Genomic DNA, 12,205 nt, shown 5'->3' with positions numbered 1-12,205 from the left:
CAATAAATACTACCGATCTATTGAAATTAACACTTAAAATTTATAGTATAATTTTATGAAGCTTAATTCCATCATTACAGATAGCATAGAATTTAAAGAGGTTACTCCCGATAATTGGAGAATAATCAATTCTCTTTCAGTAAAAGAAGAACAAAAGAATTTTGCAGCCTCGAATGTTACCATCCTTGCAAGGGCCTTTGTTTACAGGAAAGAAAATGCAAAGGTTTTTGCCGTCTATTATGAGGATAAACCGGTAGGGCTTATAATGCAGCGAGATTGGATTGACGGCAAAAAAACCGTCTGCATTATGGACCAATTTATGATAGACAAAAGAAGTCAAGGGAAAGGCTTAGGAAAAGCAGCTTTAAAAAAATGGCTTTTGATGATAGAATCCGAAAAAAAATATCCATGTATTCAGCTTTGTTATGTTGAAGGAGATATACCGGCAAAACACCTCTATGAAAATTTCGGGTTTTATGAAATAGGTAAAGACGAAGATGAGATTATAATGCAAAAAGATTTATAAATAAAAATTAATTCGATATTTATTTGCAGTGATTGACAAAATAAATATTTTATGATATAGTATAATTATGTTAAATTTTTTGAGCTTATACTTTTTCAAAAATTTCTCATTAGATACTTTAAATAGGGTAAAAAGCAAAAATTATATGCCGAATGAAAATTCGCTTTGTTTTACCCCCCCCCCCCCCCGTGTCAAAACGGCACAGTTTATAAACTAACTGAAAATATTTTATATTCTTACTTTTTTATTTTTGATAATAAACGCATAAGACAAGTACTCTATTTTGTCTTGTGCGTTTTTTTATATATTTACCGCCTTGCAAGCAAATCAAGACTTTTGTTTTGCAATACAGCCGGGCGGATTAGCTTAGGTTTTTACGGTCAGCCTTTACGAAATGACAGACGAGTTTTATTTTCAAAAAGCCGTCTTGAGCGGAACCCTTTCGATTATTGGTTGAGCGGGAAAATAGAAAGATATAAATGCAATGAAAAAAACATTGCTAAAAGGAAGGTTAAAAATGAAACATAAAAAATTAGTTTCAATGATTGGAATGTTGGTTTTATTATTTAGCACAGTTTCTTGTTCGAAAAATAATAAAGTTACATTATCGGATGCATTAGAAAAAAATGATATTACCGCTGTAGAGGAAATATTTTCTAGTCTTGACGAAAATAGTCTTAATAAATTGACTACTGAAACCCCGTCTTCTATTGGAGATTTTTCATACACTTTAAGCAAAGATGAAACAAAGCTTATGATTACTGGCTATAATGGCTCCGGTGGTTTAGTTATTATCCCTTCAGAGATCGAAGGGTATCCTGTTAAATGGATATCTAAATTTGCTTTCAAAGAAAATAACTCTATCACATCTGTAGTAATTCCTCCTAGTATTGAAATAGTGGGAGCCCAGAGCTTTTATAATTGCGATAATCTTACTTCTGTGTTTATACCATCCAGTGTCTCCACTATAGGAGATCAAGCTTTTTTTGGCTGCGATAGCTTATCTGTTGTAAAAATTATGCCTGGACTTAAAAAAATAGGAAGACAGAGTTTCTCGCGTTGTAATAGTCTTGTAAACATTGTTCTTCCGGAACCACTTGAAACAATTTCTAATGCCGCTTTTAAAGAGTGTGAGAATTTACTTGAAGTTCATCTTGCTGATACAATACAGGAGCTTGGAGCAAAAGTATTTTCAAAATGTAAAAATTTACATACTGCCAACATACCAAAAAATATAAAAAAGTTTGGTGGTATGTGTTTCGAATATTGTTACGAATTGCATAACCTTGAAATACCTGAAGAAATAAAAAAATTGGTTGATTTCGAGTATGATATGAGCTTTGAAGGATGTAAAAAATTACCCATTGCAACAAGAAAACGTTTAAAAGAACTTGGTTATACAGGAATGTATAATATATTTTAAACATCAGTTTACATCTTTAAAATATAGGAGAAACTTAAATTTATGGGAAATTTGTTAAACAAAATTGGAGAAATTCTTAAAGGCATTAGTAGTGCAACAAAACTACAGGAATTTTATGATGAATCTAAACCTTTACAGCATGCTGTTGAAATAACCTCACTTTTGCATAGTATTTCTCAGATTACAGATCAACAAAAATTAGAACATTTAAAGGTTGATTTAAAAATTCATATTGATGCGTATAAAACAGAATTTAAGAAATTGGGTATCAATATATCTGATTACTTAAATTTTGAAATAAAGTAAATAAAAATCTAACACCAGCTTCAACCTGACAACAGAGACTTAGCGCTGTTGCAGGTTAAGCGGTAGTTAGATTGACCGACCTGAAAGTAGGCGGACAACGGAACCAATCAATGTATTCTTTCGACAAAAATAAAAATAATTGCAATGAAAAAAGACATTGCAACAAGGAAGGTTAAAAATGAAAAAAATTATAGGAATTATGTTTATATTTTCAATCGGTTTAAATTTACTATGGGGAATTATACTCCCTGATGGGACTGATGCTCTTATTGATTATGTGGATAAATACGATAATGGTTCAATTTACCGTATAAAACTATCTGAAGATACCGAATTAACAACAAAAGCCGGCAAATTTATATTTAAAACTGATAAAATGATAGAATTTTATGAAAACGGCTTCATAAAAAGCGGAGAATTAAAAAATGGAAACACTATAGAATTTTATGAAAACGGTATGATGAAACAAATTGAACTTGTAAACAATATAAAGTTGAACACGAAAAATGGTTCTCTGATATTCATAGGTGATATACATAGTAAAAACAAAGTAGAATTTTATGAAAATGGAATAGTAAAAACCGGCTGGTTAAAAGATAGCCAAATTATAAAAACTGGTATTGGAGATATCAAAACTGACGGAAGAATTCATTTTTATGAAAATGGAGGTATATCATGGGTAGAAATTAAACCGAAACAAATCAATACATCTATAGGGAAAATAGAAACCACAAAGCTTTTTTTTAATAAAAAAGGCTCATTATCCATGTGTAAAATATCACCACAAAAGATAACATCCGGTAAATATTCAGGACTTGAATTTCTTTCCAGCTTTACAATATATGATGAAATCGCATTTTATGAAAATGGAAAAATTAAAAATTTTTCTTTAAGATCCAATGATTGGATAAAAACAAATATTGGTAAAATTAAGGTAACAAAAGACGGCGGTTTTTTGGAAATATATGAAAATGGAAATCTAAAAAAGGCATTTATACAATCACAGGTATTCGACACTCCTTTGGGACTTATATCTTTAAGTAATATAAATTTATATGAATCTGGAAAATTTGAATCAATAAAAATACTGGAAAACACAATAGCATTGCCAGAACAATATCGCATGTATACAGAAATAAATGAGGAAGGTTTTGGCCAATCAGAAATGACTATACCAGAGTGCTCAGCCATCGGCTTTTATGAAAGTGGAGGCATTAAATGGGGTAGAATTCATCATTCACATAGCTTTTTAATACAAAATAACAAGACAAATAAGAATGAAATTTGTGTAGAACCATGGTTTTATGAAGATGGAAAACCTATGGGTAGTAGAATTGCATATAATTCAGATATACCTTATTACATTATTTTTAGCGAAGAGGGAGAATTTTTAAACAGAGCTGTCATAGATGAAACAACAGGTACTTTACGAAAAGCTAGTCAAGATGAATTACAGGAACTTAACTTAGAAACTGAAACTTACTACTAATAATTTATATAAAAACTCTATATCTGGAGGTATAAGACATGTCTGATTTTAGTGATAATATTCCTCTTTCTGACTTAACACTTACAAGTAAACTAATACTACTTTTAGGTTGGTTAATAAAAAGTGCGATTTTATTCTGTATCTTTTTTGCTTTGGTAGTTTTAAAGCAAAAAATGATTGTAAACGGAAAGTCTCTTTATGATATTGCAATCGGCATAGCTTTTGTAGTCGTTGCTTATAGTATAATTTTTTTGATTTTTTACATTATTACAGAGCATATTATAAAAAATATGATTGTTGGAATGATTATTTCGATAATAGGAGCTGTGCTGGCAATCATCTTTCCGCCGTTGGGAATAATAATCGCTGCTATTGGAATCATATCTATGATTTCAAAAATAATTTCCGTTATAAAAATGATACCTATGCTTTTCTTGGGTATTTTATGTGCCGTTTTACTTTTTGCAGATATTTTAATCATAGAATTTAACCTATATGATATTTTTGATTTTATGTATGGTACTATAAAAATATCTATTTTTGGCCTTTATTTTACTTTTTCAAAAATAATGTTGGGATATATAAGCCTTTCAGCACTTACTTCGCTGGTATTAGCGTTTAAGTATAGTCTAAAAAATGCAATGATGCGTCAAGTAGTCATCTTTATGGCAATACCGATAACAGCTTTAATTGTTTGGCTTGCGCATACTGTAATTTCAAATGCATTTTATCAACCGTCCGAAGTACAGCAAGTAGGTATACATAGAAGAAAAATTTTTATTAAAACTTACCAAAGAAGTGATGGTATTATAGTTCACAGTCATTTTAGAAGTTTATCACATAAATAAACATGGCAATAATCAAAGGAGAAAATTTTATGAAAAAATCTCTTGTGTTTAAAATACTCATATTAAGTATTATAATATCGGCAATACTCTTAGTCACCGGTTGCCTTTCATTAGACACACATTCAAATAATAGTCAAATATCTAATGATAAAGTAAATAACAGTACAAATGAAGACTTTAAGTTACCGATCAGTTATAATAAAAGTACAGTACAAAAGTACCCTATGTAACATAATAGGAAAAGATATAAAGTGAGTATAGCAAAGACTTTAAAAAGCAGGCATTGCTCTTGTACGACGAAATAGGAGGTCGAAAAGTTTCTGAGGATTTATATTCCGTATGGAACTTTTACGGATTGGATAAAAAGCAAGAATCGCTATCCAAAATAAGAAAAGGAAAAGAACAAAGAAGCCAATATTTTGTAAAGCGGACGGAAAAGAGCTCTTGAAAAAAATAGGAATCTTAAAGAAACGGTACGGATATTACAGGGCATTTAAGTTTTTTCGTCAAAGTGTGAGAAGAAATAACAAAGAAGAGAATTTTTAACTACATTTGTAATAGCCAAAAGAGCGTCGAATTATCTGTTTTGTGCATGTGTGAAGTTATGTGTGTAACAGAATCCGACTATTACAAGTAGAAACGAAATTGTAATAAAGTGAAAAGATTGTAGATTCCTTTGACCGAAATACATACAATCCTTAAAGAACATGAGGTCAATGACAACTATCGAGCAGCAAGAATGAAAATAGTACGGAACAAAAAGAAATAAAATGTTCGCGGCAGAGGGTTTTAAGGATAATTAGAAAAGGGAATCTACTAGCGTAACAGCAAAAAATGACCTACAGGCCTTATAAAAGCCGATAAAAAGACTCAAAAGTGTAAAAATTTAATTAAACGCGGTTTACTTACATATCAGGGTTTACTCATAAAAATACCAGTGAATTAAATAAAATATATTGACAAATATTATATATGTTGATAAGATTATTTTGAACCGTCAAAAACGGTTTTAAGATCAGGAGTCATTTTAAATTATACTCTAGGAGAAAATAATATGATAAAAAAAAAATCACATTGTTGCAATATTTATGTTTATTATCATTGGGTTACAAATATTTGCAAGCGGGAACGGAGAAAAATTAAAGAAAAAAAAATTTGCAGAAATCACCGACCATTTTGAACGAAAAGTTATCATATATGAAAAATCGAATCGCATAGTAGCACCTTTTTATATTTTAACCAATACGGCTCTTGCTATAGGATGCAAAGATATTATTGTGTCAGGCGACGGAGGGAGAGAGGTACGACCTTTTGTTAAAGAATTTGCTCCTGAATTGGCATATAAACCGGTGTGCGGTTCCGCAAAAAATTTAAATATTGAATCTATTGCAGCCTTAAATCCCGACCTCATTCTTGTACCGTTCAAAGCTGCCGATCAACTGCCTAAGCTGGAAAGTCTTGGAGTACCGGCACTTGTTATCAAACCTGAAACTATGGAAAACTTTTTCAGCTATGTGGAAATGCTGGGAAAAGCAACCGGAAAAAATAACGAAGCAGATAAGCTTTTAAAATTTTATAATGAAATTCTAAGTGATGTTGCATCCTTTATAAAGGGAGAAGAACCTGTTTCGGTTTATATGAACAGCCGCTCCGATGCCTTAAACGCACTGAGCCCTAAAATGTTTCAAGCGGAGCTTATCAGAGCCGCAGGCGGTAAATTGGTTGCGGAAGATATAAAAGACACATATTGGACAAAGGTTTCTCTTGAACAAGTACATAAATATGCTCCTCAAGTTATTGTAATGGCTGCCGGTGCAAAAAAAGCCGGAGAGCTGAGGGCTAAAATGGAATGGAAGGGTATTCCTGCCGTAGATACAGGGAAGATTTATACCTTCCCCTCATCGCTCGATGAGTGGGACTCTCCGATTCCCGCCTCATGTTTAGGTATCATTTGGCTTGCAGATAAATTGCATCCCGGTAAGATACCGGAAAATTATCTTGAAACAAAGGTAAAAGCTTTTTATAAGGAATTTTTCGGTAAAGAAAAAGATCTTAAGTCTTTAGGCATAAAATAATAACCGGTTTTGTTAAAGCCTCTGCCTAATGAAGCCATGCTCTGAATCATAAATACGACAAGTGAAACAAAAGTATAAAGTATTTTTAACTATTATTCCAATTGCCGCAATACTCCTTTCGCTTATGTTAGGCAGATATTTTATTTCTTTTTCTGAAATATTAAGAATAGTTCTACCATTAAAAGGAGGCTATTCAAATTCGGCTTATAATGTTTTTATAAATATCCGCTTTCCCAGAACCTTATTTGTGTTTATTTCGGGAGGAGTTATAGCCGTAAGCGGAACAAGTTTGCAAAGCATTTTTAGAAATCCTCTTGCCTCCCCCGATATTATAGGCGTTTCTTCCGGTGCTTCGCTTGGTGCGGCCCTTGCAATAGTTATTTTTCATGCAAGTCCTTTTATTGTTCAAGTTTTTGCTTTTGCAGGGGGATGCCTAGCCGTAATATTGGTTTTACAAATATCGAATATAAACGGGGAACATTCCCTTATAAGGCTTGTTCTTGCAGGTATTATTATCAATGCAATAGCAGGTTCTTGTGTTTCGATTATTAAATATACGGCTGATCCGATGAATGAATTGCCCTCTCTTGAGTTTTGGCTTATGGGTTGTTTTAATATTATTACATGGCGGAATTTTATCGTATTTTTGCCGATTGTATTTGTAGGTTGCGGCTTTATTTTTTTATACCGAAGACAGTTAAATATTCTATCTTTGGGAGATGAAGAGGCTGCAAGCCTCGGTGTATCGGTAAAAAAAAATACGGCTGCTTTTTATCGGTTCTTCTACCTTATTGGTTGCCGTTGTTGTTTCTGCTGCCGGAATAATAAGTTGGATAGGCTTAATTGCTCCTCATATTGTAAGACTTCTTTTTGGGAATAATAACGATAGGCTTGTTCCGTTTTCGTTTATATGCGGAGCATCTCTTTTGCTTGTTGCAGATACCTTTGCCCGTTCCATTACAGGAGGCGAAATTCCTATAAGCATTATAACGGCATTGATTGGGGCGGCGGGGCTTGCAAGTTTTATGTCGGCCAAAAAAAGGGTAGGCTATGAATACGGCTTTTGAGCTTAATAATGTTTTTGCCGAAAGAGGAAAAACTCAAGTCCTTAAAAACATATCTCAAAAAATTCCGCAGCATAAGATTATAAGTTTGATAGGAGCAAACGGTGCGGGAAAAACTACCCTTTTAAGATTATTAGCCGGTTTGGAAAAACCTGTAAGCGGAACACTGTCAGTACTACAAAAAGATTCGAGATCATTAACACGGAAACAATTTGCCCGATATGTTTCCTATATTCCGCAGGAGCACAGGTCTATTTTTGCTTACACTGTAAGAGATTTTACGGTGATGGGAAGAAATCCTTATCAATCGGAAATAAAAACACCTTCAAAAGAGGATTGGGAATTTACGGACTATGTACTTGAAAAATTAAAGCTAACGGCTTTTACCGACAGGCCTTATACCCATTTAAGTTCGGGTGAAGCCCGTCTAATCTTACTTGCACGCGGTATAGTTCAAAATGCCCCTATAATGCTCTTAGATGAGCCTACATCAAATCTTGATTTTTATAATGAGCATAAGCTTATGGAAATTATATGTAAACTATGCAAGGAAGAAAAAAAGACCATAATTATTTCTATTCATAATCCGGCTCTTGCAATTCAATATTCCGATGTTGTTTACTGTATTCATCAAAATACAATTTTTGAGGTAATAGAAAAGTCCGACAATTCCTTTGACGAGAAAATAATTAAACTGCTTAATCTTATTTATAAAAAAGATGAGTCTTCGCAAATTCATTTAAAATATATTGATGATAAACCCTTTGTATATATAAAGCCTCTTTCATACCATACACTTTGAGCCTTCCACATATCGGCATATGTTCCATTACGCAAAATCAATTCCTCGTGTGTGCCTATGTCCTCTATTTTTCCTCCGTTCATAACGACAATACGGTCGGCATGTTTTACCGAACCTAATCGGTGAGTAACGATAAGAGCGCATTTATTTTTGACAAGGCGTCCGAATTGCTCATAGAGCCGAGCTTCCTCAATCGGGTCAATCGCCGCCGTCGGTTCATCCAAGACTATAAAGTCATGAATGCGGTAAAGTCCGCGTGCTATAGCCAGCCGCTGCCATTGTCCGCCCGATAAGTCTATACCGCCGAATTCGGGAGAAAGCATTTTATCCAATGTTACCGTATCTTCATTAAATTCCGATTCCCTAAGACAGCTTTGTATTTTTCCTTTATCCGGCGGATTTTCGGTATCGCTTACGGAGACATTTTCTTCAAGTGTCATTTTATAACACTGATAGTGCTGAAAAACTGCGGAAATACCTTTAAAAATAGTATTCGGCCGGGACGTTTTCGTGTTTTTTCCTCCGATTTCAACAGTACCGGAGTCAGGGATATATAAGCCCGTAAGCAAACGCACCAACGTGGACTTTCCTGACCCGTTTTCGCCTACAACGGCAATTGTTTCCTCTCGCTTGATTGTAAGATTTATATCGTGTACGGCAGGTTTATTGGAACCGGGATATGTAAAGCTTACATTTGAGGCAACAATTCCTTTAGTAAAATCAATGCTTCCCTCTTCCCCGTCAACCTCCTCCATATCCATCAATCGATAAAAATTCCTTACCTGTCCTAAGATTTCGCTCCCTTTACTGAGATGTCCTGAGACTATCTCATTTACAATGGAAAAAATTTGTGATAAGGCGACAAAAACGGAGGCAAAGGCTCCTATGCTGATATTCCCCGCCATAACCGCATAAAAAAGAATAAGCACAGCGCCTCCCAGCCCTGCAAAAGATATAAGGCTTAATGCAAAACGCAATACGGCGGCTTTCCGCTCCGTTTTCCATACGGCTGCCGTGAGAGTTTGTAAAGAGTCGATAAATAGACGGTAGAAAAAATTAAAACCTCCCAATATACGCGTTTCTTTATAAAAGGCTCTGTCGGCAACGGTTTTTCTGTAATACTCACACTGCCGGCGCAACGGAGCATTTATTTCTTCAAGCTCCTCGAAAAATTTTATTTGCATCAGTTGCCCGATTACCGCAGGAATAAAAGCCGCCAAAATTACAGTCGGCAATATAGGAGACAGCCGGAACAAATATCCGCCCGCCGATATAAAAAACACTGAATAATAACTGAAAAGCTGTAAACAAACAGATGCAAAGTGCCCGAGACTTTCGTATTCCAAGCATTCCTTTGCTTTATTGATGTCATTTAAAAATATAATGTCCTCGAATTTTTTCGCAGGAAGACGGCTCAACTTGTATTGAAATTCCGTCATAAATTTGCCCATATTGGTATAGGATACCTTGCTGAATAAATATTGACCCGTACCGCTTAACACCTGCCGACTTACCGTTATCAGTGCAAGGAGTATAAGATAAAAAGCAATCTGCACAAAACTGTGAGTTCCCCGGCTTGCAATAGCAATGGCATCAAACAATTTTTGCATTGCCATAATTCCGGCGGTCCATGACAGTGCGCGGAAAACCGCAATCGCCTGTTCCAGTGCACCCCAGCCCGTAGCTTTTTTAAAATATTCGTAAGAATTCCGCAGCACAATGGATAAAAGCCCGTATTTACGTTCATTTTTCATACATACCGCATCCTTTGTGTTTCAAACATTTCGGCATATAGCCCTTTTGCCGACATTAATGAGCTGTGGCTTCCTCTTTCTACAATACTGCCCTTATCTATTACCAAAATTTCATCCGCCAATTTGGTAGAGCCGAGTCTATGGCTGATAAAAACGGTTGTTTTCCCTTTCATAAGTGCCTCGAATTTTCGATAAATATGATTTTCGGCAATCGGGTCGAGGGCTGAAGTCGGCTCATCCAAAATCTTAACCGGAGCGCAGCTTAAAAGAGAACGGGCTATTGCTATCTTTTGCCATTGCCCTCCGGAAATATCCACTCCTCTCTTGCCGATTTTACCTAAAGGAGTATCTATACCCTCAGGTAATTGTGCTGCAGTATCATTAAGTCCCGCTTTGAAGACGGCATCGGCTATCCTTTGTCTATCCGCTTTACGTGCCGAATCTCCGAGTGCAATGTTGTCCGCCATTGAGATTTGATAGCGGGCAAAATCTTGGTATACGACTGAAAACAAGGCTTTTACTGCGGAGTAAGAATATGTTTTAAGCTCTTTATCGTTAATTAAAATCTTTCCTTCATATTCATCGTAAAGTCCGGTTAATAATTTTATTATAGTTGTTTTTCCCGCGCCGTTTGCGCCGACAAAGGCATAGTGCTTGCCTGCTTCCAACTTAAAGGATATGCCGTTTAAAATGTATTTATTTCCTTGCGGATACTTAAATCGAACATTAACGAATTCGATAGTTTTAAACTGAATTGCCTGTTTATCAGGTAAATCGGTTGCACCTTCGGTTCTATCAAGCCCTGTAAATATCGTTAAATCCTGCATATATTCTTTGGATTCCGCAATGTTCTTTGCCGCATCTTGTAATTGCTGCCCGAGCGTTTCCGCCATACCGAACATAGCCGCAATAATACCTATGAACATACCGACACTTATTTCCCCAGCAATAACGGATTTTATAAGCGTAAAAGCCGTAACTGCGGTAATCAGCAGTAATGCGGCATTCGTTGATTTCATTGCCGCAAGGGTCTTTAAAAATACCTTGAGTTCTATTTTACTTGCGGTTTTAAAATGCCGATAATAACGCTGAATGATAGTATCTGCATATCCGAAAAGCGTACGCTCTTCGACGGCTTCACGGCCGGTGAGCATTTCGTCCGAATAATAACTGTAACGCCGCTCGTATTTACGTGTTTGAACTTTTGCAAGGTAATTTTTCTTTCCCGCCCAAAGCGATACCAAAAAAAGCGGAATGCTGAATGCTGTTATAATCAAAGCCGACGGCCATGTCTGCCTCATAATCAATACCGAAACGGAAACGGTTGCAATGATATTTTGAATTACCGCACCGCAGGCACGAATACCGTCAAGAAAGGTTTCCGTCATTTCATCCGTTACACGCTCAATCAGTTCCCACGTTGCGGCATCTTCAATATTTTTATAGGCGAGGTTTGCTTGTATGTCCAAAATAGCGGGTATAAGATTTCGCTCTAAAGCAAATTTTATTTTGGATTCTATAAGGTTCGGTAAACCGCCCAAGACGCTTGCGGTTCCAATGACGGCTATCAACAATACAAGCGGTAAATAAATTGAGTTTACAGGTTTATCTCCACCGAATATGCTCATAGCGGTGTCGGTAAAAAAAGCCGTTGCAATTGCCGTTACCGATGTCATAATAATTGCATCAACGACTATCAGCAGCATATACAAAGTTACAGCCCATGGAGCCGTTTTAAACGGTAACCGGAGAGTATCAATAGTCACATATTTCCGTTTTTCCAATTTCATACTTAACAATTAAATATAGGGTACCGGATAAGACCGGTATAAACATGGCATATTAAAATTATATGCACATACGGTACCGCTAAATTACCGCAAATAATAACCGAAGTATTAAGATACATTTTATTTTA

The 12,205-nt window shown here is 35.3% G+C and carries 11 protein-coding genes; 9 read left to right on the top strand and 2 right to left on the bottom strand.

What is annotated here, in order from left to right; all coding sequences use genetic code 11:
- Positions 1–55: 55 nt before the first annotated feature.
- The 9 genes from DYQ05_RS01385 to DYQ05_RS01350 all read left to right on the top strand — a co-directional run bounded on the left by DYQ05_RS01385 (position 56) and on the right by DYQ05_RS01350 (position 8,533).
- Positions 56–526, top strand: coding sequence for a GNAT family N-acetyltransferase (locus tag DYQ05_RS01385; protein WP_206183696.1), 471 nt, complete (start codon positions 56–58; stop codon positions 524–526).
- Between the two features lie 484 nt (positions 527–1,010).
- Positions 1,011–1,949 (top strand): leucine-rich repeat domain-containing protein, encoded by a 939-nt coding sequence (locus DYQ05_RS01380; protein ID WP_080653104.1) that lies wholly within the window; start codon positions 1,011–1,013, stop codon positions 1,947–1,949.
- A 42-nt stretch (positions 1,950–1,991) separates the two neighbouring features.
- The gene (locus DYQ05_RS01375) at positions 1,992–2,255 is read left to right on the top strand and encodes a hypothetical protein (RefSeq protein WP_024465883.1); all 264 of its coding nucleotides are present in this window, start codon (positions 1,992–1,994) and stop codon (positions 2,253–2,255) included.
- Positions 2,256–2,433: 178 nt separating this feature from the next.
- Positions 2,434–3,744 (top strand): hypothetical protein, encoded by a 1,311-nt coding sequence (locus DYQ05_RS01370; RefSeq protein WP_020964088.1) that lies wholly within the window; start codon positions 2,434–2,436, stop codon positions 3,742–3,744.
- Positions 3,745–3,782: 38 nt separating this feature from the next.
- Complete coding sequence (locus DYQ05_RS01365; protein WP_024465884.1) at positions 3,783–4,592, top strand: hypothetical protein; 810 nt, start codon at positions 3,783–3,785, stop codon at positions 4,590–4,592.
- A 1,088-nt stretch (positions 4,593–5,680) separates the two neighbouring features.
- Positions 5,681–6,667, top strand: a complete 987-nt coding sequence (locus DYQ05_RS01360; RefSeq protein WP_206183695.1) for an ABC transporter substrate-binding protein — start codon at positions 5,681–5,683, stop codon at positions 6,665–6,667.
- Between the two features lie 61 nt (positions 6,668–6,728).
- Positions 6,729–7,547: a FecCD family ABC transporter permease gene (locus tag DYQ05_RS01355; protein WP_252723455.1), complete on the top strand. Its 819-nt coding sequence runs from the start codon at positions 6,729–6,731 to the stop codon at positions 7,545–7,547.
- Complete coding sequence (locus DYQ05_RS13475) at positions 7,459–7,734, top strand: iron chelate uptake ABC transporter family permease subunit (protein ID WP_252723454.1); 276 nt, start codon at positions 7,459–7,461, stop codon at positions 7,732–7,734. Before DYQ05_RS01355 ends, DYQ05_RS13475 begins: the two co-directional genes overlap by 89 nt.
- A complete protein-coding gene (locus DYQ05_RS01350) occupies positions 7,718–8,533 on the top strand; it encodes an ABC transporter ATP-binding protein (protein WP_024469820.1) in 816 nt (271 codons plus the stop codon). Before DYQ05_RS13475 ends, DYQ05_RS01350 begins: the two co-directional genes overlap by 17 nt.
- Here DYQ05_RS01350 and DYQ05_RS01345 read toward each other — a convergent pair.
- Both DYQ05_RS01345 and DYQ05_RS01340 read right to left on the bottom strand, forming a co-directional pair.
- Positions 8,467–10,287, bottom strand: a complete 1,821-nt coding sequence (locus DYQ05_RS01345; RefSeq protein WP_206183694.1) for an ABC transporter ATP-binding protein — start codon at positions 10,285–10,287, stop codon at positions 8,467–8,469. The two genes, DYQ05_RS01350 and DYQ05_RS01345, sit on opposite strands and share 67 nt — an antisense overlap.
- Entirely contained in the window at positions 10,284–12,053 is a 1,770-nt protein-coding gene (locus tag DYQ05_RS01340; protein ID WP_206183693.1) for an ABC transporter ATP-binding protein, read from the bottom strand. Before DYQ05_RS01340 ends, DYQ05_RS01345 begins: the two co-directional genes overlap by 4 nt.
- Positions 12,054–12,205: the final 152 nt, after the last annotated feature.

Source organism: Treponema pedis (assembly GCF_017161325.1).
GTDB classification, from domain to species: Bacteria; Spirochaetota; Spirochaetia; order Treponematales; family Treponemataceae; genus Treponema_B; species Treponema_B pedis.
This window is presented reverse-complemented; position numbering and strand designations above follow the sequence as displayed.